Source organism: Streptomyces sp. NPDC005576, assembly GCF_042871745.1.
In the GTDB taxonomy this organism is placed as follows: domain Bacteria; phylum Actinomycetota; class Actinomycetes; order Streptomycetales; family Streptomycetaceae; genus Streptomyces.
Genome location: NZ_JBIAJC010000009.1, coordinates 206,482 through 228,525, shown reverse-complemented (window position 1 = coordinate 228,525; position 22,044 = coordinate 206,482). Strand labels below are relative to the sequence as shown.

20 protein-coding genes are annotated in these 22,044 nt (G+C 70.9%); 11 read left to right on the top strand and 9 right to left on the bottom strand.

The window, feature by feature from the left end; genetic code table 11:
- The first annotated feature begins 6 nt into the window (after positions 1-6).
- Complete coding sequence (locus ACFYPN_RS18190) at positions 7-999, top strand: ATP-binding protein (RefSeq protein WP_358762995.1); 993 nt, start codon at positions 7-9, stop codon at positions 997-999.
- Positions 1,000-1,156: 157 nt separating this feature from the next.
- On the opposite strand, the gene ACFYPN_RS18185 is transcribed toward ACFYPN_RS18190, so the two are convergent.
- The gene (locus ACFYPN_RS18185; protein WP_389299254.1) at positions 1,157-2,530 is read right to left on the bottom strand and encodes a hypothetical protein; all 1,374 of its coding nucleotides are present in this window, start codon (positions 2,528-2,530) and stop codon (positions 1,157-1,159) included.
- 282 nt (positions 2,531-2,812) lie between these two features.
- Between ACFYPN_RS18185 and ACFYPN_RS18180 the strand changes: the two genes are divergently transcribed.
- From ACFYPN_RS18180 to ACFYPN_RS18155, 6 genes are all read left to right on the top strand, one after another.
- Positions 2,813-5,404: a bifunctional SulP family inorganic anion transporter/carbonic anhydrase gene (locus ACFYPN_RS18180; protein ID WP_358762991.1), complete on the top strand. Its 2,592-nt coding sequence runs from the start codon at positions 2,813-2,815 to the stop codon at positions 5,402-5,404.
- A 283-nt stretch (positions 5,405-5,687) separates the two neighbouring features.
- Positions 5,688-7,685 (top strand): acetate--CoA ligase, encoded by a 1,998-nt coding sequence (gene acs / locus ACFYPN_RS18175; protein WP_358762989.1) that lies wholly within the window; start codon positions 5,688-5,690, stop codon positions 7,683-7,685.
- A 499-nt stretch (positions 7,686-8,184) separates the two neighbouring features.
- Entirely contained in the window at positions 8,185-9,549 is a 1,365-nt protein-coding gene (nhaA, locus tag ACFYPN_RS18170; protein ID WP_358763033.1) for a Na+/H+ antiporter NhaA, read from the top strand.
- Positions 9,550-9,588: 39 nt separating this feature from the next.
- Positions 9,589-10,122, top strand: a complete 534-nt coding sequence (locus ACFYPN_RS18165) for a phage holin family protein (protein WP_358762987.1) — start codon at positions 9,589-9,591, stop codon at positions 10,120-10,122.
- Entirely contained in the window at positions 10,119-11,231 is a 1,113-nt protein-coding gene (locus ACFYPN_RS18160; protein WP_358762985.1) for an alpha/beta hydrolase, read from the top strand. The genes ACFYPN_RS18165 and ACFYPN_RS18160 overlap by 4 nt, the downstream gene beginning before the upstream one ends.
- A 106-nt stretch (positions 11,232-11,337) precedes the next feature.
- Positions 11,338-11,541, top strand: a complete 204-nt coding sequence (locus ACFYPN_RS18155; RefSeq protein WP_358762983.1) for a hypothetical protein — start codon at positions 11,338-11,340, stop codon at positions 11,539-11,541.
- Positions 11,542-11,678: 137 nt separating this feature from the next.
- Here ACFYPN_RS18155 and ACFYPN_RS18150 read toward each other — a convergent pair whose 3' ends face one another.
- From ACFYPN_RS18150 to nth, 3 genes are all read right to left on the bottom strand, one after another.
- A complete protein-coding gene (locus ACFYPN_RS18150; protein ID WP_358762981.1) occupies positions 11,679-12,878 on the bottom strand; it encodes a MarP family serine protease in 1,200 nt (399 codons plus the stop codon).
- 86 nt (positions 12,879-12,964) lie between these two features.
- A complete protein-coding gene (locus tag ACFYPN_RS18145; RefSeq protein ID WP_358762979.1) occupies positions 12,965-13,720 on the bottom strand; it encodes a CoA pyrophosphatase in 756 nt (251 codons plus the stop codon).
- Positions 13,721-13,864: 144 nt separating this feature from the next.
- Positions 13,865-14,830, bottom strand: a complete 966-nt coding sequence (nth, locus tag ACFYPN_RS18140) for an endonuclease III (protein WP_358762977.1) — start codon at positions 14,828-14,830, stop codon at positions 13,865-13,867.
- Here nth and ACFYPN_RS18135 point away from each other — a divergent pair.
- Together ACFYPN_RS18135 and ACFYPN_RS18130 are read left to right on the top strand one after the other, a co-directional pair.
- Positions 14,742-15,185, top strand: coding sequence for a hypothetical protein (locus ACFYPN_RS18135; RefSeq protein WP_358763039.1), 444 nt, complete (start codon positions 14,742-14,744; stop codon positions 15,183-15,185). The genes nth and ACFYPN_RS18135 overlap by 89 nt on opposite strands.
- A gap of 69 nt (positions 15,186-15,254) precedes the next feature.
- Positions 15,255-15,929 (top strand): Crp/Fnr family transcriptional regulator, encoded by a 675-nt coding sequence (locus tag ACFYPN_RS18130; RefSeq protein WP_150489041.1) that lies wholly within the window; start codon positions 15,255-15,257, stop codon positions 15,927-15,929.
- A gap of 217 nt (positions 15,930-16,146) precedes the next feature.
- Here the strand turns inward: ACFYPN_RS18130 and ACFYPN_RS18125 are convergent, their stop codons facing one another.
- From ACFYPN_RS18125 to ACFYPN_RS18110, 4 genes are all read right to left on the bottom strand, one after another.
- On the bottom strand, positions 16,147-16,977 hold the full coding sequence (locus ACFYPN_RS18125; protein ID WP_358762975.1) for an MBL fold metallo-hydrolase: 831 nt from the start codon (positions 16,975-16,977) through the stop codon (positions 16,147-16,149).
- Complete coding sequence (locus tag ACFYPN_RS18120; protein WP_358762973.1) at positions 16,970-17,857, bottom strand: NUDIX hydrolase; 888 nt, start codon at positions 17,855-17,857, stop codon at positions 16,970-16,972. The genes ACFYPN_RS18125 and ACFYPN_RS18120 overlap by 8 nt, the downstream gene beginning before the upstream one ends.
- A gap of 148 nt (positions 17,858-18,005) precedes the next feature.
- The gene (locus ACFYPN_RS18115; protein WP_358762971.1) at positions 18,006-18,476 is read right to left on the bottom strand and encodes a RidA family protein; all 471 of its coding nucleotides are present in this window, start codon (positions 18,474-18,476) and stop codon (positions 18,006-18,008) included.
- On the bottom strand, positions 18,476-18,634 hold the full coding sequence (locus tag ACFYPN_RS18110; protein ID WP_358762969.1) for a DUF4177 domain-containing protein: 159 nt from the start codon (positions 18,632-18,634) through the stop codon (positions 18,476-18,478). Before ACFYPN_RS18110 ends, ACFYPN_RS18115 begins: the two co-directional genes overlap by 1 nt.
- Positions 18,635-18,704: 70 nt before the next feature.
- Here ACFYPN_RS18110 and ACFYPN_RS18105 point away from each other — a divergent pair, with 70 nt between their 5' ends.
- Together ACFYPN_RS18105 and ACFYPN_RS18100 are read left to right on the top strand one after the other, a co-directional pair.
- Positions 18,705-19,679: an ArsA-related P-loop ATPase gene (locus ACFYPN_RS18105; protein WP_358762967.1), complete on the top strand. Its 975-nt coding sequence runs from the start codon at positions 18,705-18,707 to the stop codon at positions 19,677-19,679.
- The gene (locus tag ACFYPN_RS18100; protein ID WP_358762965.1) at positions 19,676-21,166 is read left to right on the top strand and encodes an ArsA family ATPase; all 1,491 of its coding nucleotides are present in this window, start codon (positions 19,676-19,678) and stop codon (positions 21,164-21,166) included. The genes ACFYPN_RS18105 and ACFYPN_RS18100 overlap by 4 nt, the downstream gene beginning before the upstream one ends.
- A 481-nt stretch (positions 21,167-21,647) precedes the next feature.
- Here the strand turns inward: ACFYPN_RS18100 and ACFYPN_RS18095 are convergent, their stop codons facing one another.
- The gene (locus ACFYPN_RS18095) at positions 21,648-21,998 is read right to left on the bottom strand and encodes a WhiB family transcriptional regulator (RefSeq protein ID WP_358762963.1); all 351 of its coding nucleotides are present in this window, start codon (positions 21,996-21,998) and stop codon (positions 21,648-21,650) included.
- Positions 21,999-22,044 lie beyond the last annotated feature (46 nt).

Sequence of the window (22,044 nt, the reverse complement as noted above, 5' to 3'; positions counted from 1 at the left end):
GTGAACATGAAGATCGCTTTCGTAGGGAAGGGCGGCAGCGGCAAGACCACGCTGTCCTCTCTCTTCATCCGCCACCTCGCCGCCAACGAAGCCCATGTCATCGCCGTGGACGCCGACATCAACCAGCACCTTGGAGCCGCCCTCGGTCTCGACGAGCGGGAGGCGGCAGCGCTTCCCTCGATGGGTGCCGAGCTGCCGCTGATCAAGGAATACCTGCGGGGCAGCAACCCGCGCATCGCCTCCGCCGAGACGATGATCAAGACGACGCCCCCCGGCGAGGGTTCGCGTCTGCTGCGTGTCCGCGAGGACAATCCCGTCTACGACGCCTGCGCGCGCACCGTCCGGCTCGACGACGGTGATATCCGGTTGATGGCCACCGGCGCCTTCGCGGAGGCGGACCTCGGGGTGGCCTGTTACCACTCCAAGGTAGGTGCGGTGGAGCTCTGCCTCAACCACATGGTCGACGGCCAGGACGAGTACGTCGTGGTCGACATGACGGCCGGGTCCGACTCGTTCGCCTCGGGGATGTTCACCCGGTTCGACATGACGTTCCTGGTCGCCGAGCCGACCCGGAAGGGAGTGTCGGTGTACCGCCAGTACAAGGAGTACGCGCGGGACTTCGGCGTGACGCTCCGGGTGGTCGGCAACAAGGTGCAGGGCCCGGAAGACCTGGACTTCCTGCGCTCGGAGGTCGGCGAGGACCTGCTCGTCGGGGTCGGCCACTCCGAATGGGTACGGGCGATGGAGAAGGGCCGGCCGCACCGCTTCGAGCTGCTGGAGGCCGACAACAGGATGGCGCTCCAAGCCCTCCAGGACGCAGCCGAGGATTCGTACGAGCTGCGCGACCGGGAGCGGTACACGCGCCAGATGGTCCACTTCCACCTGAAGAACGCGGAGAGCTGGGGCAACGACAAGACGGGCGCCGATCTGGCAGCCCAGGTCGACCCGGCGTTCATGCTCGACGACCGTCTGGTGACGGGTACGGCCGCTCCCGTGTGACGTGTGACGTGCGACGACCGCGGTCCGGCAGGTACGGGCCGCGACGGAGGGGCGGGGCGCGCGCGGAACGCCCGCAGCGGTCCCGCCCTCGCACCACCCGCCACCCGCTGTCCGCTGTCCGCAGTCCGCAGTCCGCAGTCCGCAGTCCGCAGAAACGTTACTTCTCGTGGGCGTCCTTCGCCGCGTTCCCGTCCGCACGCTTCGCCGCGTCCTTGTCGGCGCCCTTGCCGGCACCTGTGTCGGCACCTCTGTCGGCGGGGCGCATCGGCCTGCCGCCGGCGGCGGCCGTGGGAGCCGCGAGGTAGGACGGCCAGCCGCCCTTCGGCGCCTCGCCGACTCCGAGCGTCCCGAGCTTGGCCAGCACCGCCGGATCCTGGGCGTCCAGCCAGTCGGCGAGTTGGCGGAAGGAGACACAGCGCACGTCCGTCTTGGTGCAGACGGACGCGATCGTCTCTTCCACGGCGCGCATGTAGGTGCCGCCGTTCCAGGACTCGAAGTGGTTGCCGATGATCAGCGGCGCACGGTTCCCGTCGTACGCGCGGTCGAATGCCTCCAGCAGGCCGTCCCGCATCTGGTTGCCCCAGTACTCGTGCTCCGCCGGATCCCCCTGGGTGACGCCGGACTGGTTGAACATGAAGTTGTAGTCCATCGAGAGCGTCTCGAAGTCGCGCCCGGGGACGGGCACGAGCTGGAGCGAGAGGTCCCAGACGCCGTCCTTCTTCGCGGGCCAGACCTGGTTGTCGATGCCGCTGGAGTCGTAGCGGAATCCCATGTCCCGCGCCGCGGCGACCATGTTCTTCCGGCCTTCGAGGCAGGGGGTACGGCCGCCGACGAGTTCCTTGTCGTAGTCGAAGGGCAGCGGAGCCTCCGACTTGAGGCCCGGCGCGTTCGTCTTCCAGTTCTTCACGAAGGCCTTGGCCTGGCGGATCTCGCTCTTCCACTCGTCCACGGACCAGGTGCCGACGCCGCCGTCCGGGCCGCAGAAGTGGCCGTTGAAGTGGGTGCCGATCTCGTTGCCCTCCTTCCAGGCTGCCCGCACCTCGTTGAGGGTGTCGTGGATGCCCTTCGCGTCGTTGAAGCCGATGTCGGAGCGGCCGGGCGAGTGCTGGGGCGGGTCGTACAGGCCCTTCTTCTCCTCGGGCAGCAGATAGACACCGCTGAGGAAGTACGTCATCTTCGCGCCGTACTTCTTCGCGACGCCGCGGAAGTGGGAGAAGAGCTTCTGGCTGTCCTCACCGGCGCCGTCCCAGGAGAACACCACGAACTGCGGAGGCTTCTGCCCCGGCGCGAGGCGCCTGGCGACCGGGAGGCCGGGCTGAGCACCCGTGAACGCCGTGGAGCCGTCGCCGATCAACTGCACGGCGTTGCCCGGTGCGGGAGCGTTCTGCCCGTCGGGCTTCTCCTTGGCCCCGTGCCCCTTCTCCACGGCGGATCCGGACGTCCCGGTTCCGACGCCGGAACATCCGGCCAGAGCGGCGAACACGGCTGCGGTGGTGACCCCCAGGGCGACTCTCTTCGTGGCGGTGATCATCCGCCCACCTCTTCCTTGCGGCTCGTTTGCGTGGGATGTGCCGACCGGCGCGGCCACGGTCACACGCAGCCCGGATGCCTCCGAGCGACAGGCCGTACGAAAAGATGCTTATTCGCTGGATTGGGTGAATCTGTCGACTGTTTGCCTGATATGTGAACCACGCTTCTTTACTCTGCATTACGATTCATTTACCTAGAGTTGAGACATCCCGCCGCTGCACGCCGTGACCCCACGGCCGCGTCCCCACGTTCCGCGACCGCGCTGCCCCGGAGGAGACGGGAAATGCCTGCCTGCGTACCCACCCGAAACAACCGAAATGACCGCGCCTCCCGCCTTCCCCGCACCACTGGGGAGAAGCGGCCCCACAGCCCGCCGCCCCCGCCTGGACGCCTCCGCTTCCGCGTCACCGCGGGCGATCTCTCCGCCTCGATCACGGTCTTCCTCATCGCCGTACCCATGTCGCTCGGTCTCGCCGTCGCCATGGACGCCCCACTGGAGGCCGGCCTCATCTCCGCCGCGATCGGCGGCATCGTCGCCGGGCTCATCGGCGGCACCCCGCTCCAGGTCAGCGGGCCGTCCGCCGGACTGACCGTCGTGACCGCCGAGTTGATCCAGGTCTACGGCTGGCGCACGACGTGCGCCATCACCATCGGAGCCGGCCTGCTCCAGATCCTGCTGGGTTCACTGAGAGCGGCGAGGGGTGCTCTCGCGGTCAGCCCCGCGATCGTCCACGGCACTCTCGCCGGGATCGGGGTGGCCATCGCGCTGGCCCAGCTGCACATCGTCCTCGGTGGCTCCCCGCAGAGTTCGGCGATGGAGAACGCCCTGGCCCTTCCCGAACAGCTGGCGCGGATCAGTCCGGCCGCACCGCTGATCGGAGCCCTGACCATCGCCCTTCTGGTGCTCTGGCCACGGATTCCCGGTGCCGCCGGTCGTGCGCTCCGCAAGATTCCCGCCGCGCTCGCGTCGGTCGCCGCGGCCACGGCGGTGGCAGCCCTCGCCGCGCCCCACATCAGCCGGGTGGACCTGCCCTCGTGGAGTTCGCACGCCCTGCCCGAGATGCCCCGGGGCCCGGTACTCGCCCTCGCCACCGCCATGTTCACCGTGATGCTGGTCGGCAGCCTGGAGTCGCTCCTGGCGGCCGTGGCGGTGGACAAACTGACTGCGGACCGCACGGCCGAACACGCGCTGCGTCAGCCGGACGTGCCGCTGCCGCACGTCGCCCGCTCCGACCTGGACCGCGAGTTGCGGGCGCAGGGCATCACCAACGCGTTGGCCGGGCTGCTCGGCGGACTTCCCATCTCCGGTGGCGCGGTGCGCAGTTCGGCGAACGTCCGCGCGGGAGCCACCGGCCGCGCGGCGACCGTGCTGCACGGCGTCTGGGTGCTGCTCGCGGCGGGGTTCCTGGTCTCCGTGCTCGAATGGATTCCGCTCGCCGCGCTGGCCGCCCTCGTCATGGTCGTCGGCATCCAGATGGTGAACTACGCCCACATCAAGAACGTCCACCGGCACCGCGAAGTCCTGGTCTACGGGGCGACGATCACCGGCGTCGTCGTGTTCGGCGTGCTGGCCGGCGTCGCGATCGGCATCACGGCCGCCGTGGGAATGGCGCTGCACCGGCTCGCCCGCACCCGTATCTCCGTGACCGAGAGCGAAGGCCGCTATCTGGTCACCGTGCGCGGCCAGTTGACCTTCCTCGCGGTGCCCAGGCTCAGCCGCGTCCTCAACCAACTCCCCCAAGGCGTCGACGCCATCGTCGAACTGGACGGCTTCTTCATGGATCACGCGGCCTACGAGGCCATTCAGGACTGGCGCACCACTCAGGTCGCGCACGGCGGCCACATCGTCTTCACCGGCAGGTCGGGAGGGAGGATCGCGGAGCCCGCGTCGGCGGCGCACTCCTGCTGCCGTCCGTGGACGCCCTGGCGCAACCACCACTGCCACGACCGCCCCCACCAGCCCACCACCGCGGCGGAACGCCCCCACGCGGGGCCGGGACATCCCGGAGGTGCTCCGGAGGCGCCCTCCACCGACGGGGCGGGGCACGCCGCCCAGTCCGCGGGTACGCCCCGGCGCGGTGGCGCGCACAGCCTGTTGAGCGGTATCAGTTCCTTCCAGCTCAATACGGCTCCGCTGGTCCGCGAGGAGCTCGCCCGCCTCGCGGCGGAGGGCCAACGGCCTTCCCAGCTCTTCCTCACCTGCGCGGATTCCCGCCTCGTCACCAGCATGATCACGTCGAGCGGCCCGGGTGATCTGTTCACAGTGCGCAACGTGGGCAATCTCGTGCCCCCACCCGGGGCGGGTGGGGACGGCGGCGGTGACGACTCGGTGGCGGCGGCGATCGAGTACGCGGTGGACGTCCTGCGGGTCGAGTCCATCACCGTCTGCGGGCACTCCGGCTGCGGCGCCATGCAGGCACTCCTCAGCGCCGAGCCGGGGACGCCGAGGACCACGCCCCTGTGGAGGTGGTTGCGGCACGGGCTGCCGAGCCTGGATCGCATGTCCTCCCGCGAACACTCATGGGCGCGTATCTCCGGCCGGATGCCCACCGACGCGGTGGAGCAGCTCTGCCTGACCAATGTCGTCCAGCAGCTCGACCACCTCCGCGCGCACGAGTCGGTGGCGCGCCGACTGGCGGACGGCACCCTCCAGCTCCACGGCATGTACTTCCACGTGGGCGAGGCGCAGGCCTACCTGTTGACGGAGGGTGTCAGTTCCGGCTCGGGCCCGGACGAGGTCTTCGAACGGGTGGCGCCCGGTATCGGCCTCGATCCGGGGGAAGCCGATGATGCCGACGGGGTGGCGCCCCGTCCGGCCGCAGCGTTTCCGGCGGATGGTTCCGGCCACCAGGAGGTCAGACCCAGCCTCGTCTGACACCCTCGTCCGACACCCCCTCCGCCCCCTCCGACACTCCCTCCGCCCCCTCCGACACCCCCCTTTGACACTCTGACAGCCTCGTCTGAACCGGTGGCACCTCCGGGCCGTGAGACCTTGTGGTTCAGCTGCTCCTCCGCGGGCGCGGCAGCAGTCGGTACGACCTCCCGTACCGACCTGCCGTGCCGGCGGAATGAGTCGGCGGATCTCCTCCATACACGAGGAACAGGTCTAAACCAATTCCCGGCAGACACTTGTCACTGGGCCTTTCGCCTGATGAGCTGTGCCTCGGGACACAACGGTCACCCTGGGAATGGGAGATGTCGTGAGCAACGAAAGCCTGGCCAACCTGCTGCGGGAAGAGCGCCGGTTCGAGCCGCCGGCCGAGCTGGCCGCGAACGCCAATGTCACGGCGGAGGCGTACGAACAGGCAGCCGCGGACCGGCTGGGCTTCTGGGCCGAGCAGGCCCGCCGCCTCACCTGGGCCACCGAGCCGACCGAGACGCTCGACTGGAGCAATCCGCCGTTCGCCAAGTGGTTCGCGGACGGCACACTGAACGTCGCGTACAACTGCGTGGACCGCCATGTGGAGGCGGGCAACGGCGACCGGGTCGCCATCCACTTCGAGGGCGAGCCGGGCGACAGCCGGGCGATCACCTACGCGGAACTGAAGGACGAGGTCTCCCGGGCGGCCAACGCGCTGACCGAACTGGGCGTCGGCAAGGGCGACCGGGTCGCCGTCTACCTCCCGATGATCCCGGAGGCCGCGATCACGATGCTGGCCTGCGCCCGCATCGGCGCCGCCCACTCCGTCGTCTTCGGCGGCTTCTCCGCCGACGCCATCGCCGCCCGCATCCGGGACGCCGACGCCAAGGTCGTCGTCACCTCGGACGGCGGGTACCGCCGGGGCAAGCCCTCTGCGCTGAAGCCCGCGGTGGACGACGCCGTCGCCCGTATCGAGAGCGTCGAGCACGTCCTCGTCGTCCGCCGCACCGGCCAGGACACCGCGTGGACCGAGGGCCGCGACATCTGGTGGCACGAGATCACCGGCCGCCAGTCCGCCGAGCACACCCCCGAGGCGTTCGAGGCGGAGCAGCCGCTCTTCATCCTCTACACCTCCGGGACGACGGGTAAGCCGAAGGGCATCCTGCACACCTCCGGCGGCTACCTCACCCAGGCCGCCTACACCCACCACGCGGTCTTCGACCTCAAGCCCGAGACCGACGTCTACTGGTGCACCGCCGACATCGGCTGGGTCACCGGCCACTCGTACATCGTCTACGGACCGCTGGCGAACGGCGCGACCCAGGTCATGTACGAAGGCACGCCGGACACTCCGCACCAGGGCCGGTTCTGGGAGATCGTGCAGAAGTACGGCGTCTCGATCCTCTACACCGCGCCGACCGCGATCCGGACGTTCATGAAGTGGGGGGACGACATCCCCGCCAAGTTCGACCTGAGCAGCCTGCGCGTCCTCGGCTCGGTCGGCGAGCCGATCAACCCCGAGGCATGGATGTGGTACCGCAAGCACATCGGTGCCGACGAGTGCCCGGTCGTGGACACCTGGTGGCAGACCGAGACCGGCGCGATGATGATCTCGCCGCTGCCCGGCGTCACCGCGACGAAGCCCGGTTCGGCGCAGCGCGCCCTGCCCGGCATCTCGGCCACCGTCGTCGACGACGAGGCCAACGAGGTACCGGACGGCGGGGGCGGCTATCTCGTCCTGACCGAGCCGTGGCCCTCGATGCTCCGCACCATCTGGGGCGACGACCAGCGCTTCATCGACACGTACTGGTCCCGGTTCGAGGGCAAGTACTTCGCGGGCGACGGCGCCAAGAAGGACGACGACGGCGACATCTGGCTCCTCGGCCGGGTGGACGACGTCATGCTCGTCTCCGGCCACAACATCTCGACCACCGAGGTCGAGTCGGCTCTCGTGTCGCACCCGGCGGTCGCGGAAGCGGCGGTGGTCGGCGCGGCCGACGAGACGACCGGTCAGGCGATCGTCGCGTTCGTGATCCTGCGCGGGACGGCGACCTCCTCCGACGAGCTGCTCGCCGAGCTGCGCAACCACGTCGGCACCACCCTCGGCCCGATCGCCAAGCCGAAGCGGGTGCTGCCGGTGGCGGAGCTGCCCAAGACCCGCTCGGGCAAGATCATGCGCCGCCTGCTGCGCGACAAGGCCGAGAACCGTGAGCTGGGCGACGTCACCACCCTCACCGACCCGTCGGTGATGTCCCTCATCCAGGCCGAGTTCCCGAAGTCCCCCTCCGAGGACTGAGGACGCGGGGCCCTAGTACGCGGCACCTGGTCCACGCGGCTCAGGGCACCGCCTGGGGCCGGGAAACAGCTGTACGGCTCCGAGGGGCATCCGGCACGCACCGGATGCCCCTCCGGCGTGTGGACGGGCGGTCTACAGTGGCTGCATCCGCCCAAGAGCGGAGAAGATCTTCATAGGGGTGCCGGGAAGTCTGGTCGGCGAGTGCGTCAGCCATGTCCCGTCGCCGCCCCGAACTCCGGAGGTCTTTCCCGTGGCCGAGTCCCGCCGTACCCCGCCCTCATCGGACTCACCGTCATCGAACCCGTCGTCCTCATCTCCACAGGCCCCGCAGGCTTCTCAGGCCCCGCAGGCTTCTCAGGCCCGTCAGGCCCCTCAGGCGTCCGATTCCTCGGCACCCGCCCCGTCGCGCCCGTCCGCCCCGTCCGCCCCCTCCCCTGCGACGTCCGCGGCCTCAGCGGCCTCAGCGGCCTCAGCGGCCTCCACAGCCTCCCGACCGACCCTGCTGGGCCGTCTGTCGCTGCCCGAGCGGACCTACCTCGCGGACGCGCTCCGCACGGAGACGGTCGGTGGGGTTGTCCTGCTGGTGGCGGCCGTCGCGGCACTCGTCTGGGCCAACGTCCACGGCTCTTCCTACACGGCCGTCAGCGACTACCACTTCGGCCCGACGGCTCTCGGCCTCTACCTCTCCGTGCAGCACTGGGCCGCCGACGGACTGCTCGCCGTCTTCTTCTTCGTCGCGGGCGCGGAGCTCAAGCGTGAGCTGGTGGCGGGGGAACTCCGCGACCCCAGAACGGCCGCCCTGCCCGTCGTCGCAGCCCTGTGCGGCATGGCGGTCCCCGCGCTCGTCTACGTACTCACCAACGCCCTCGGCGGGGGCGAGCTGGGCGGCTGGGCCGTGCCCACCGCGACCGACATCGCCTTCGCGCTCGCCGTACTCGCCGTGCTCGGCACCTCGTTGCCGGGGGCGCTCCGCGCGTTCCTGCTGACGCTGGCCGTCGTGGACGACCTCTTCGCGATCCTGATCATCGCGGTGTTCTTCACCGACTCGGTCGACTTCCTGGCCCTGGGCGGTGCCGCGCTCGGGCTGGCCCTCTTCTGGACCCTGCTCCGCTTCGAGGTCCACGGCTGGTGGGTGTACGTACCGCTGGCCCTCGTCATCTGGGGGCTGATGTACAACAGCGGCGTCCACGCCACCATCGCGGGCGTCGCCATGGGGCTGATGCTGCGCTGCACCCGGCGCGAGGGCGAGGAGCGTTCCCCCGGCGAGCACATCGAGCATCTGGTGCGCCCCCTCTCCGCCGGGCTCGCGGTCCCGCTGTTCGCACTCTTCGCGGCCGGGGTCAGCCTGCGTGGCAACGCGCTCGCCGAGGTATTCACCCGGCCCGAGACGATCGGTGTCGTCCTCGGCCTGGTCGTCGGCAAGACCGTCGGCATCTACGGCGGCGCCCGGCTCGCCACCCGCTTCACCCGAGCCGAGCTCAACCCGGACCTGGCCTGGTCGGACGTCTTCGCGGTCGCCTCACTGGCCGGCATCGGCTTCACCGTCTCGCTGCTCATCGGCGAACTCGCCTTCGCGGGTGATGAGGAAATGATCAACGAAGTCAAGGCGTCCGTTCTGCTCGGTTCGCTCATCGCCACCGTAGTCTCCGGTGTACTGCTCAAACTCCGGGTACGCGTCCACCGGGCGCTGTACGAGGTGGAGGAGCGGGACGAGGACGCCTCAGGGGTCCCTGATGTCTACGAGCAGGACGATCCCGAGTACCACCTGCGCATGGCCGCCCTCCACGAACGGAAGGCGGCCGAGCACCGCCGTCTCGCCGAACGGGCGGGGGCAGCGCGCAACAAGCCGGACGGTCCGGCATGATCTGTCACCGGATGTGTTGAAGAGGAGAGGGAGTCAGGGATGAGCGACCCCGGCAATTTCGTGGGCAGCGCGGACCGCAGTCTGGGACAGCTGGTCGCCTCGGCGACCGCCGAGATGTCCGCACTGGTGCACGACGAAATCGCCCTGGCCAAGGCCGAGGTACGCCAGGACGTCAAGCGCGGCGTCATGGGCAGCGCCGCCGGCATCATCGCGGGCGTCCTGCTGCTGTTCGCGATCCCGACGCTGAGCTTCGCGGCGGCGTACGGCATCCACAACCTGGGACTGGGCCTGGCCTGGTCGTTCCTGATCGTCGGCGGCGCCTTCATCCTGCTGGGCGTACTGCTGGCGCTGTTCGCCGTGGCCAAGTTCAAGAAGGTCAAGCCCCCGGAGAAGTCGATCGCGTCCGCGAAGCAGAGCGCGGCCGTCCTTCAGGGCGTCAAGCCTCACCCCCGCCCGGTCGTGGCGCCCGGCCCGTCCCGTACCGCGATCGGCGGCTCCTCCCTCGCGGACAAGGCCGTCGAGAAGAGCCCTGTCCAGGACAAGTCGTCCGCTGTGGCACGCTCTTCGGCATGACGGTCCCCGAAAGCAGCGCATTCGGCACGACAGGCTCCGCGCGTCCGGCGCCGGAGCCGTCCGGGTCCTCCCCGGCCCCGCCCGCCGCCCCGGATGCTGCGGCGGGCGGGGCGGCGTCCGGGGTGACCGAGGCCGCGGCGGCCGCCCCCGCCGTTCCCGTCGTCTCGGCCGGTGGTCGTCGCCCGGCGACGCCCGGCGGTCCGGTACGGCTGGACGGCCCCTGGACGCACCGTGACGTGGCTGCCAACGGAGCGCGGTTCCACATCGCGGAGATGGGCTCTGGCCCTCTCGTGCTCCTGCTGCACGGCTTCCCGCAGTTCTGGTGGACCTGGCGCCACCAGCTGCCCGCGCTCGCCGAGGCGGGCTTCCGTGCCGTCGCGATGGACCTGCGCGGCGTCGGGGGCAGCGACCGCACGCCCAGGGGTTACGACCCGGCGAATCTGGCACTCGACGTCACCGGCGTGATCCGGTCGCTCGGCGAGCCCGACGCGGCCCTCGTCGGCCACGACATGGGCGGCTACCTCGCGTGGACGGCGGCCGTGATGCGGCCGAAGCTGGTGCGGCGCCTCGTGGTGTCCTCGATGCCGCACCCGCGCCGCTGGCGTTCCTCCATGCTCGCGGACCCCGCCCAGACCAGGGCCGGCTCGTACGTATGGGGTTTCCAGCGGCCCTGGATTCCGGAACGCCAACTCGTCGCGGACGAAGGCGCCCTGGTGGGCCGGCTGATCGAGGAGTGGGCGGGCCCGAACGACACCGCCTTCCCGGACGGGCCGACGCTGGACGTCTACCGCCGGGCGATGTGCGTCCCGTCGACGGCGCACTGCTCGGTGGAGCCGTACCGGTGGATGGTGCGGTCGCTGGCCCGGCCGGACGGTGTGCAGTTCTACCGGCGCATGAAGCGGCCGGTCCGGGTACCCACACTGCATCTCCACGGTTCACTCGATCCAGCGATGCGCACCCGGAGTTCGGCGGGGTCCGGCGAGTACGTCGAGGCGCCCTACCGGTGGCGACTTTTCGACGGTCTCGGGCACTTCCCGCACGAGGAGGATCCGGCCGCCTTCTCGACCGAACTCATCAACTGGCTCAAGGATCCCGAACCCGATCGCTGACCCCGTGCGTACAGGTGTGCGTCGAACGGCCACGTGCCGCGCGCATAGGCCAATTGGCTTGCTTCCGCACGGTTACCGACCATGGGTCACGGGCAGACGTCGGGGTATGGGCTGGACGCACGACTTCGGTGACGCAGCACGCAACCGCCGCTCGACCGCCACTGGCGCGGTGAGCACTCACGAGGGGGGCGGCCCCATGGGCCAGGTGCATACCGTGCAGGTCATACACGACCCTCGGCTCGGCATTCCCCGCATCCTCCGTCGGCGGGCCCGCTGGGTGTCGGCGCGGCTGCGCCATCCCCGCATTTAGCCGTCACCCGCGACGCCCCCGGCGCGCACGCTGCCCCTACCCGCACCTGATCGCCGTCCGCGCGGGCAGACGGCCCGCGCGGCACACCGCCGCGCAGGACACCGCCCGCGCGGGCACACGCACCCGCCGGACACCCCTCAGAGGGCGCACTCCTGGGTGTCCACCTGCTGGAAGGCCGTGCGGCCGGCGTCGATGTCCGGGCGGATCTCGTCGGCGGTCAGCACGTATCCGGTGTCGGCGTCGTCGCGGGACTTGGCGAACACCACTCCGTACACCTGGCCGTCCGGAGTGAGCAGGGGGCCGCCGGAGTTGCCCTGCCGTACGAGGGCGTAGAGCGAGTACACGTCGCGGTGGACGGTGCCCCGGTGGTAGATGTCGAGGCCGCTGGCCTCGATACGGCCGCGGACGCGGGCGCTGCGGACGTCGTAGTCGCCGTTCTCCGGGAAGCCGGCCACGATGGCACTGTCACGGGTCTTGGCGTCGTCTCCGCTGAAGCTCAGTGGGGTGGCGCGGAGTTCCGGGACGTCGAGGACGGCGATGTCGCGCTGCCAGTCGTAGACGACGACCTTCGCGTCGTACACCCGTCCTTCGCCGCCGACCTGGACGGTGGGCTCGTCGACGCCGCCGACCACGTGGGCGTTGGTCATGACCCGTCCGTCAGCGAAGACGAAGCCGGTGCCTTCGAGGACCTTCCCGCAGCTCGGGGCCATGCCGACGACCTTGACGACGGACTTCTTCGCGCGGGCCACCACGGGACTGCCCGTCAGCGCCGGGTCGGGGGGCTCGACTTCGGTGATCGGTTCATGGGCGAACGGGCTGAAGACCTGCGGGAAGCCGTTCTGGGCGAGGACGGACGAGAAGTCGGTGAACCAGGTCGAGGTCTGTTCGGGCATCACGCGGGAGACCCCGAGCAGGACGGAGGAATTGCGGACCTGTTTGCCCAGAGTGGGCAGGGACGTCCCGGCCAGCGCGGAACCGATCAGCCAGGCGACCAGCAACATCGCGAACACGTTGACCAGCGCGCCGCCGGTGGCGTCGACGGCGCGCGCGGGCGACCAGGTGATGTGCCCCCGGAGCTTGTTGCCGAGGTGGGTGGTGAACGCCTGGCCGACCGACGCGCACACGATCACAATCACGACCGCCACCACGGCCGCCGTGGAGGAGACCTCGGAGCCGGCCGTGACCCGGTCCCAGAGGACCGGCAGGAGGTACACCGCGGCCAGGCCTCCCCCCAGGAAGCCGATCACGGACAGGATGCCGACCACGAAACCCTGGCGGTAGCCGATGACTGCGAACCACACGGCGCCGACGAGCAGCAGGATGTCCAGCACGTTCACCGTCTATAGCCTCGCAGATTCGTCACCTGGCCCGTCGGGTGACGGGGTCCGGGGGCCCGGAACGGCCCAGCAGGGGGGCCAGCCTGTCATGCGTGCCAGTCGAGCGGCACCTGCCTGGTCCTGTCCCAGGGGCGTTCCCAGCCCGCGAAGTGGAGAATCCGGTCGATCAGACCTGCGGTGAACCCCCAGACCAGGACGTCCTCCACGAGGAACGCAGGGCCCATGAAGCCGCTGGGGTGCTTGGTGATCACCCGGTTGGCGGGGTCCGTGAGATCGGCCACGGGGACGGTGAAGACCCGGGCGGTCTCGGCGGCGTCGACCGCACGGACGGGGCTCGGCACCCGCCACCAGCCGAGCACCGGGGTCACCACGAAGCCGCTGACCGGGATGTAGAGCCGGGGAAGCACGCTGAAGATCTGGACGCCGCGCGGGTCGAGACCGGTCTCCTCCTCGGCCTCCCGCAGCGCCGCCCCGAGCGGGCCGGTGGTCGCCGGATCGCCGTCCTCGGGGTCCAGCGCGCCGCCCGGGAAGGCGGTCTGCCCGGCGTGCGAGCGGAGGGTTCCGGCGCGCTCCATCAGCAGGAGCTCCGGTCCGCGTTCGCCTTGGCCGAAGAGGATGAGCACGGCCGACTGGCGCCCGGCACCGCTCTCCGGCGGCAGGAAGCGGCTCAGCTGCTGCGGCCGGACATCACGCGCGGCCTCGGCGACCGGCTCGAGCCAGGACGGCAAGCCCCGGGTGGTGACGGCGATGTCGCCGGGGGCAGGTCGCTCGCCCGGCCGGTGCGTCCCGCCGTCCGTCTGTGCGGCACTCGTCGGCCGCGTCGTGCTCGGTGTGTAGGTCATGGGCACCCCCGATTTCTCACAACGCCTGTCATCTGCCAATTCGTTCCGGCCTCATCCGTACGGGGGACGAGCGGGATGTTTCCGCGCCGACGGCCGCCCCGGGCACGTGGGCTGCCGATCGGAAGGCGCGGGGCGGGTTCTCCCTCATTCGGCTCCCGCACCCGGCGCGGTCTTCGACCCCCGCGCGGCCTTGCCCGCCGTTTCCCCGGCCGCGTCCTCCCGCGCGGACGCCAGGGCGGCCTCCTGCGCCGCCGCCTCCCGCCCGCCGAGGCCCGGCGCGGGGTCACCCGGATAGTCGGCGGGCGGGCTCAGCCGCTGTCCCGGATACCCACCCTTCTCGTACTTCAGCAGCTTCCTGGCCTTCTCCGGATCCGTCTCCCCCTCGCCGTACGAGGGGCAGAGCGGCGCGATCGGACACGCGCCGCACGCGGGCTTGCGGGAGTGGCAGATCCGGCGGCCGTGGAAGACGACGCGGTGCGAGAGCATCGTCCACTCGCTCTTCGGGAAGATCTCGGCGACCACCGCCTCGACCTTGACCGGGTCCTCCTCGTCGGTCCACTTCCACCGGCGTACCAGTCGGCCGAAGTGGGTGTCGACGGTGATGCCGGGGACCCCGAAGGCGTTGCCGAGGACCACGTTGGCCGTCTTGCGGCCGACGCCGGGCAGGGTCACGAGGTCGTCGAGCCGACCGGGCACCTCGCCGCCGAAGTTGTCCCGGATCGCCGCCGAGAGGCCGAGGAGTGACTTGGTCTTCGCCCGGAAGAACCCGGTCGGCCGGATCAGCTCCTCCATCTCCTCCGGGACGGCGGCCGCCATGTCCTCGGGCGTCGGGTAGGCGGCGAAGAGCGCCGGGGTGGTCTGGTTGACCCTCAGGTCGGTGGTCTGCGCGGAGAGCACGGTGGCGACGAGCAACTCGAAGGGGTTGCGGAAGTCCAGTTCGGGATGGGCGTACGGGTAGACCTCGGCCAGCTCACGGTTGATCCGCCGGGCGCGGCGGACCATCGCCAGATGCGACTCGGGCTTGACGGGCTTCGCCTGTACGGATTTCGCCGCGGCGGACTTCGATCCGGCTGGTTTCGACCCTGCCGACTTCGACCCGGCGGGCTTCAACCCGGCGGGCTTCGACCCTGCCGACTTCGACCCGGCGGGCTTCGACCCTGCCGACTTCGACCCGGCGGGCTTCGAGTCGGCGGGCTCAGGCGCGGCCGACTTCGAGCGCCCAGCGGATTTCGGCCCGGTCGTACGGGCTCTCTGCGGCACCCCCGAGCCATGTTCGCCCACGGCTGAATCTCGCTTCTCCGACACCTCGGCGGCCCCCTCGGCCTTCGCTCCCAGCAGCTTTCCGGACACCCGGTCAGCCTATGGCCCACCCCTCGGATTCGCCCCTGTCAGCGGGTTTCCACCCCCGATCGGCCCCCTGCCGTACGATCCGGACCGCTCGTGCGTCAAACTGGTTTGTGATTGATCGCACTGTTTTACCGTCCGGCATGATGGGGACCACGGTTCCCTGAACAGGCCGACAAGGAGAGATCTCGTGGACGACGTTCTACGACGCGCCCCGCTTTTCGCGGCGCTCGATGACGAGCAGGCCGCGGAACTCCGCGCCTCGATGAGTGAGGTGACCCTCGCGCGCGGAGACGCGCTCTTCCACGAGGGTGACCCCGGTGACCGCCTCTACGTGGTCACCGACGGCAAGGTGAAGCTCCACCGCACCTCCCCCGACGGGCGCGAGAACATGCTCGCCGTCCTGGGCCCGGGAGAGCTGATCGGTGAGCTGTCGCTGTTCGACCCGGGTCCGCGTACCGCCACGGCCACGGCGCTCACCGAGGTCAAGCTGCTCGGTCTCGGCCACGGCGATCTGCAGCCCTGGCTGAACGCCCGTCCCGAGGTTGCCACCGCGTTGCTGCGCGCCGTCGCCCGCCGTCTGCGCAAGACCAACGACCAGATGTCCGACCTGGTCTTTTCCGACGTGCCGGGCCGAGTCGCCCGCGCCCTTCTGGACCTGTCACGCCGCTTCGGCGTCCAGTCCGAGGAAGGCATCCACGTCGTCCACGACCTCACCCAGGAGGAGCTGGCCCAACTCGTCGGCGCCTCCCGCGAGACGGTCAACAAGGCGCTCGCGGACTTCGCGGGCCGCGGCTGGCTCCGTCTGGAGGCCCGTGCCGTGATCCTGCTCGACGTCGAGCGTCTGGCGAAGCGCTCGCGCTGACCCCGCGGGCTGCTCCAGCGGCCCGGTCCGCCACCGGGAGCCGTACGGCGCGGGCGGTGCGCCCCCGTACTGCCACGGTCGCACCGCCACCGCCGCACGAAGAGGCCCTGCCGTCACGGCAGGGCCACTCGGCTTTTCCCGGGGACCTCTGATCCATCAGTGCCGGACGGGACGTACCCCGCCGGGCCACCAGGACGGGGCGTACCGCCGGCCCGGCTCAGATCAGGCCGTGCTCGCCCAGGTACTCCAGCTGCGCCCGCACGGACAGCTCGGCGGCCGGCCACAGGGAACGGTCGACGTCCGCGTAGACCCGGGCCACCACCTCGGACGGCGTGAGCAGCCCCGACTCGACCGCCGTCTCCACCTGGGCCAGCCGGTGGGCGCGGTGCGCGAGGTAGAACTCCACCGCCCCCTGCGCGTCCTCCAGTACCGGCCCGTGGCCCGGCAGGACCGTGTGGACCCCGTCGTCCGTGGCCAGCGAGCGCAGCCGCCGCAGAGTGTCGAGGTAGTCACCGAGGCGCCCGTCCGGGTGCGCGACGACGGTCGTGCCCCGGCCGAGGATGGTGTCGCCGGTGAGCACCGCGCCGTCCGCGGGCAGGTGGAACGAGAGCGAGTCGGCGGTGTGGCCGGGCGTGGGGACGACCCGGAGTTCGAGTCCCCCGGTGGTGATGACGTCCCCGGCCGCCAGTCCCTCTTCGCCGAGCCGCATCGCCGGGTCGAGCGCGCGTACCTTCGTGCGCGTCATCGCGGCGAGACGGGCGGCGCCTTCGGCGTGGTCCGGGTGGCCGTGTGTGAGGAGGGTGAGCGCGATGCGCCGGCCTGCCCGGGCGGCGGTGTCGACGACGGCTCTCAGGTGGGTGTCGTCCAGCGGTCCCGGGTCCACGACGACCGCGAGGTCCGAGTCCGGTTCGGCCAGGATCCAGGTGTTGGTGCCGTCCAGGGTCATCGCGGAGGCGTTGGGGGCCAGGACATTGACCGCGCGGGCCGTGGCGGGTCCGGAGACGACCTGCCCGCGGGGCTGTCCGGGCAGTAGCGCGGCGTCACTCATTCTGTTCCTCCGGCTTCGGGCCCGCGGGCGGGACCAGGGTGGTGAATTCGTCGTGTCCCGGCCAGATCAGCACCAGTTCGTCGCCCTCCAGTCTGGCCCGCGCGAGCACGGGGGCGAGATCCTGGGTCTCGGCCGCCTTCAGCGCCTCCTCGGCCGTCCGGTAGGGCAGGAGCGAGCGCAAGGTGGTCACGGTGGGCGGCATCATCTGCAGCTCGCCCCGCGCGTGGCCCGCCGTGGCGTCGGCGGGGGTGATCCAGACCGTGCGGTCGGCCTCGGTCGAGGCGTTCCGGGTGCGCTGCCCCTCCGGGAGCGCCGCGACGAAGAACCAGGTGTCGTAGCGCCGGGTCTCGAACTCGGGGGTGATCCACCGGGCCCAGGCGCCCAGCAGGTCGGAGCGCAGGACGAGCCGGCGCCGCTCCAGGAAGCCGGCGAAGGAGATCTCCCGGGCGACGAGCGCCGCGCGGTCCGCCTCCCAGTCGGCGCCGGTGGTGTCGCCGACGACGGTGTCGGTGGTGGGGCCCGCGAGCAGTACGCCGGCTTCCTCGAAGGTCTCCCGGACCGCTGCGCACACGATGGCCTGGGCCTCCGCCGCGCTCGGGACGCCGAGTCGTGCGGCCCAGCTCTCCAGGGACGGGCCGGCCCAGCCGACCAGGTGGTCGTCGTCACGCGGGTCGACCCCGCCACCGGGATAGGCGTACGCGCCGCCGGCGAAGGCCATGGTGGTGCGGCGCCGGAGCATGTGGACGACCGGCCGGCCACCGGAGTCCCGCAGGAGCATCACGGTGGCGGCGCGCCGGGGGGTCACGGCCGTGAGCTCGCCCGTGGCGAGGGCCCGGATCCGGTCGGGCCATTCCGGTGGGTACCACTGACCTTGGGACATGGCCGGAGGCTATCCGGATCGGCCGATTTGTTCGAGAGGGGAACACGCGTTCCCCACGACCGCTCCCGCAGCGGCGGGCAGAAAAAATCCCGCCCGGCCCCGAAGGACCGGACGGGACGGAGACGTGAGGTCGTGCGAGATCCTGCGGTCAGGCGGAGACCAGCTCGACCTGAATCTCGACCTCGACCGGAGCGTCCAGCGGCAGTACCGCGACGCCGACGGCACTGCGGGCGTGCACGCCCTTGTCGCCGAGCACCTCGCCCAGCAGCTCGCTGGCGCCGTTGATCACCCCGGGCTGTCCGGTGAAGTCGGGGGCGGAGGCGACGAACCCGACGACCTTGACGACCCGGGCGATCCGGTCCAGGTCACCGACGACCGACTTCACGGCCGCGAGAGCGTTGAGCGCACACACCCGGGCGAGGTCCTTGGCCTCCTCGGCCGTCACCTCGCCGCCGACCTTGCCGGTCACACCGAGCCGGCCCTCGACCATCGGCAGCTGGCCCGAGGTGTACACGTACACGCCGGACTGCACGGCCGGCTGGTACGCGGCCAGCGGCGGCACGACGTCCGGCAGGACGAGACCGAGCTCGGCGATCCTCGCCTCGACGGCGCCGGCCACTACGCCTTCTCCCGCTTCAGGTAGGCCACGAGCTGCTCGGGGTTGTTCGGCCCGGGCACGACCTGGACCAGCTCCCAGCCGTCCTCGCCCCAGGTGTCCAGAATCTGCTTGGTCGCATGCACGAGGAGCGGCACGGTCACATATTCCCACTTGGTCATGGCCCGACTGTAATGCCTGGCACGGGCGCTCCCGTGCGTAGGCTGCCCGGCTACTGGTTAGGCTCGAAGCGTGAGCAGGTTCCAGGTCGTCAGCGGCAAGGGCGGCACCGGTAAGACCACGGTGGCCGCCGCCCTCGCGCTCGCCCTCGCGGCCGAGGGCCGGCGCACCCTCCTCGTAGAGGTGGAGGGACGCGGTGGCATCGCCGAACTCTTCGGCGCGAGCCCCACTCCCTACGAGGAGCGCAGGATCGCGGACGTGCCGGGGGGCGGCGAGGTGTTCGCGCTGGCCATCGACGCCGAGCAGGCGCTCCTCGACTACCTCCAGATGTTCTACAAGCTCGGCAGCGCGGGCCGGGCGCTCAAGAAGCTCGGCGCGATCGACTTCGCCACCACCATCGCGCCCGGTGTCCGGGACGTCCTGCTGACCGGCAAGGCATGCGAAGCCGTGCGCCGGAAGGACAAGCAGGGTCGTTTTGTCTACGACCACGTGATCATGGACGCACCGCCCACCGGCCGGATCACCCGCTTCCTCAACGTCAACGACGAGGTGGCCGGGCTGGCCCGGATCGGCCCCATACACAACCAGGCGCAGTCCGTGATGCGGGTCCTCAAGTCCCCCGACACCGCGGTCCATCTGGTGACCCTGCTGGAGGAGATGCCGGTGCAGGAGACCGCGGACGGCATCGAGGAACTGCGCGGCGCACAGCTCCCGGTGGGCCGGGTGATCGTCAACATGGTCCGCCCCCACCTGCTGGACGAGGAAGCGCTGCGCACGGCCTCGGGCGCACGCCGCAAGGAGATCGCGAAGACGTTGACCCGGGCCGGTGTCACCGGTTCGGCGGCCTTGGTCCGCCCGCTGATCGCGCAGGCGGCCGAGCACGCGCAGCGGGTCGGCCTGGAACGCGAGCAGCGGGCCGTACTGGCCGGGCTCGGGCTGCCCACGGACGAGCTGCCGCTGATGGGCGAGGGAATCGACCTCGCCGCGCTGCACGTCCTGGCCGGGGAGCTCCGCAAACAGGGCGCAGGGGAAGAGGGGGCGTCATGACGCGGGCGCCCGGCGCCGCACCCGACCCGAGGGGCAGGGGCGACGCCGAAACGGTGGACGGTTCGGGGCAGGCGGGCAGCACGGGAGCGGTAAACGGTACGGAGCAGGTGGACGGCACGGGAGCGGTGGACGGTACGGAGCAGGTGGACAGCACGGGAGCGGGAGATGCGGCGGGGCCCGTGCGCGCGCCGAGCCTCGACACCGACGCACTGCTCGACGACCCCGGCATCCGGATCGTGGTGTGCTGCGGGTCCGGCGGCGTCGGCAAGACGACCACCGCCGCGGCGCTCGGGGTACGGGCGGCGGAGCGCGGCCGCAAGGTGGTCGTCCTCACCATCGACCCCGCGCGGCGGCTCGCCCAGTCCATGGGCATCGACCGGCTCGACAACGTGCCGCGCCGGGTCGAGGACATCGCGGGCGAGGGCGAACTGCACGCCATGATGCTCGACATGAAGCGGACCTTCGACGAGACGGTCGAGGCGCACGCGGACGCCGAGCGGGCCCGCGCCATCCTGGAGAACCCCTTCTACCAGTCCCTGTCGGCAGGCTTCGCGGGCACGCAGGAGTACATGGCGATGGAGAAGCTCGGGCAGCTGAGGGCTCGCGACGAGTGGGACCTGATCATCGTCGACACCCCGCCCTCGCGCTCCGCGCTGGACTTCCTGGACGCGCCGAAGCGGCTCGGGTCGTTCCTGGACGGCAAGTTCATCCGGCTGCTGATGGCACCCGCGAAGATGGGCGGCCGGGCGGGGATGAAGTTCCTCAACGTGGGCATGTCGATGATGACGGGTACGCTCGGCAAGCTGCTGGGCGGCCAGTTCCTCCGGGACGTCCAGACCTTCGTGGCCGCGATGGACTCGATGTTCGGCGGCTTCAGGACGCGCGCGGACGCCACGTACCAACTGCTCCAAGCCCCCGGGACCGCGTTCCTGGTCGTCGCGACACCGGAGCGGGACGCGCTGCGCGAGGCGGCGTACTTCGTGGAGCGGCTCGCCGCCGAACGCATGCCGCTGGCGGGGCTGGTGCTGAACCGGGCGCACGGCAGCGAGGCCGCGCGCCTGACCGCAGAGCAGGCGCTCGCGGCCGCCGAAAATCTTGAGGCGGCGGGCATGGTGGATCAGGCGGCCGGGAAGAATGATCCTGGTGACCCGGTGGCAGCCCCCTCTCCCGAGGCATCCCCCGAAGCGGCCGAGTCCCCCACACCCGTCGGCACGGACGGCGCTCCGACGGCCCCCGCCGTAGCGATCGAGGAACTCACCGAGGGATTGCTGCGCCTGCACGCCGAACGCATGCAGGTCGTGGCCCGCGAGCGGCTCACCCGTGAGCACTTCACCTCCGCCCACCCGGAGGTGCTGGTGACCGAGGTGGCCGCGCTGCCGGGCGACGTGCATGATCTGGCGGGCCTGCGGACCGTGGGCGACCGTCTCGCGGCCGGTGCCGCCGGCCATGGCCCCGCCGGAACCGTCCGACAGCCCGGGACCATCTGAGAAGCCCGGGCTGCCACCTGTGAACCCGGGCTGCCACCTGATCGCGCGTCCGTAACGCGCGTCCGTATCGTGCGGCCCCCATCGCACGGTCCGTCTCGCACGGTCCGTCTCGCACGGTCCGTCTCGCACGGTCCGTCTCGCACGGTCCGTCTCGCACGGTCCGTCTCGCACGGTCCGTCTCGCAAGGTCCGAGCAGTCACGCGAGCAGGGCCCCGCCGGGCTGCGGAAACGCGGCGGGCGGCAGGCACGTACGCGCGGCCGAAGCCCCCGCGCGGGGGCATACGCCTCACCGGCACCGGCCGGCCCTCACGGGAGCCCGGCCATGACACGGGAGCGGAGAGTGGGCACGCCCGAGCGTGGCACGGCCCCGGTTCGCCCGGGGCATCCCCCGTACGGCGCGTTCGCGCGACTCCGTACGGGGACATCGACGACTGGTCACCCTGCCGACCCATCAACCCAACAGGGCTGCGGACCACGAGAGTTATCCCACTGCGGCGTACGTCTCCTCGAAGTCGTCGTCGTCCATCTCGATGACTCCTGGCAGCATGCCGGTCGAGCGCTCGTACTCACTGCGCGCGGTTTCCAGCAGTCGCCGCCAGGACGTGACGGTGGGACGGCGGCGCAGCAGTGCGCGGCGCTCCCGCTCCGTCATTCCACCCCACACGCCGAACTCGACGTGATTGTCGAGCGCGTCGGCCAGGCACTCCGTCCGCACCGGACATCCGGTGCACACCGCCTTGGCCCTGTTCTGCGCTGCCCCTTGTACGAACAGCTCGTCCGGATCGGTAGTGCGGCAGGCTGCCTGCGCACTCCAGTCGGTTACCCAGCCCATGCCGGCGCCGTCCTCTCCCGAATTGAGGCTCCCCCACGGCGGTAGC

Excerpts from the sequence above, each read along its gene's own strand:
- ACFYPN_RS18165 (WP_358762987.1), top strand. The coding sequence starts at position 9,589 with ATGAGCGACCCCGGCAATTTCGTGGGCAGCGCGGACCGCAGTCTGGGA.
- ACFYPN_RS18095 (WP_358762963.1), bottom strand. The coding sequence starts at position 21,998 with ATGGGCTGGGTAACCGACTGGAGTGCGCAGGCAGCCTGCCGCACTACC.
- ACFYPN_RS18120 (WP_358762973.1), bottom strand. The coding sequence starts at position 17,857 with ATGTCCCAAGGTCAGTGGTACCCACCGGAATGGCCCGACCGGATCCGG.
- ACFYPN_RS18100 (WP_358762965.1), top strand. The coding sequence starts at position 19,676 with ATGACGCGGGCGCCCGGCGCCGCACCCGACCCGAGGGGCAGGGGCGAC.
- ACFYPN_RS18190 (WP_358762995.1), top strand. The coding sequence starts at position 7 with ATGAAGATCGCTTTCGTAGGGAAGGGCGGCAGCGGCAAGACCACGCTG.
- ACFYPN_RS18185 (WP_389299254.1), bottom strand. The coding sequence starts at position 2,530 with ATGATCACCGCCACGAAGAGAGTCGCCCTGGGGGTCACCACCGCAGCC.
- ACFYPN_RS18145 (WP_358762979.1), bottom strand. The coding sequence starts at position 13,720 with ATGACCTACACACCGAGCACGACGCGGCCGACGAGTGCCGCACAGACG.
- ACFYPN_RS18125 (WP_358762975.1), bottom strand. The coding sequence starts at position 16,977 with ATGAGTGACGCCGCGCTACTGCCCGGACAGCCCCGCGGGCAGGTCGTC.
- ACFYPN_RS18155 (WP_358762983.1), top strand. The coding sequence starts at position 11,338 with ATGGGCTGGACGCACGACTTCGGTGACGCAGCACGCAACCGCCGCTCG.
- ACFYPN_RS18180 (WP_358762991.1), top strand. The coding sequence starts at position 2,813 with ATGCCTGCCTGCGTACCCACCCGAAACAACCGAAATGACCGCGCCTCC.
- ACFYPN_RS18160 (WP_358762985.1), top strand. The coding sequence starts at position 10,119 with ATGACGGTCCCCGAAAGCAGCGCATTCGGCACGACAGGCTCCGCGCGT.
- ACFYPN_RS18110 (WP_358762969.1), bottom strand. The coding sequence starts at position 18,634 with ATGACCAAGTGGGAATATGTGACCGTGCCGCTCCTCGTGCATGCGACC.